A 955-nucleotide genomic window follows, 5' to 3' on the forward strand; every position below is an offset into this window, starting at 1 on the left:
GCTCTTCAACCGCCGCCGCTACGGGCTTTGTCGATTACCACGCCTTAAGATCCATGGGTTCATTACCCGCAGCAACGGCTTTAAGACCTTCATTTACGATAGCTTGCGCAAGTACCGTCGCGGTTGTCGTACCGTCACCCGCTACGTCGTTTGCTTGTGAAGCCACTTGCTTCACCATTTGTGCGCCCATGTTTTGGAACTTGTCTTCAAGTTCAATTTCACGCGCGACCGATACACCATCTTTTGTAATCGTTGGTGCACCGAAAGATTTGTCGAGTACCACGTTACGGCCTTTAGGGCCCAGTGTTACTTTTACTGCGTCAGCCAGAATGTTGACACCTTCTAGCATTTTTACGCGAAGCGCATTTAACCAAATTTAAACGATCTTTAGCAGCCATCTTTGATTTCCTTTCTAAATTCTGTTTTGGATTTCGTTTTGAATCAGAGCAAAAAATTACTCAACGATTGCTATTAGTCGACAATAGCCATAATGTCGTTTTCAGACATGATAAGTAACTTCTTTACCGTCGATCTTTTCAGTYYTTAGTGCCGTAGCTCTCTGCAAAGATAACAGTATCACCAACTTTAACGTCCAGCGGCTGAACAGTGCCGTTTCTAGAATGCGGCCTTTACCTACAGCTAGAACAACACCGCGAGTTGATTTTCCGCAGCAGAACCAGTTAAAACGATGCCACCAGCAGATTTAGATTCAACTTCTTGGCGCTCTACGATAACTCGATCATGTAATGGACGAATGTTCATCGGTCGTCTCTCCTGAAAAATTCCATGTTTATTTGATAATTACCCTGAAGCAGGGCTTCTAGGCCTAGTGCTAACTATATAGGGGGTGATCATGACGATCCCAAGGGGGCGTGAGGAGTTTTTTTGTGACTAAGTTAAAAGTTCCGAGGCTTTGGCAAAGGATTGCCTAAAAACAGCTCACTCGCCCCTCGCA

General features: G+C 45.2%; 2 pseudogenes. Both read right to left on the bottom strand.

The features are described from left to right. Positions 1-43: 43 nt before the first annotated feature. Positions 44-349: pseudogene (locus CIK04_RS24970) on the bottom strand (TCP-1/cpn60 chaperonin family protein); the annotation flags it as partial. Positions 350-471: 122 nt separating this feature from the next. Next, positions 472-762 (bottom strand): annotated as a pseudogene (locus CIK04_RS24975) (co-chaperone GroES). Positions 763-955 lie beyond the last annotated feature (193 nt).

The sequence above is a fragment of the Vibrio sp. 03_296 genome (genome assembly GCF_002265885.1).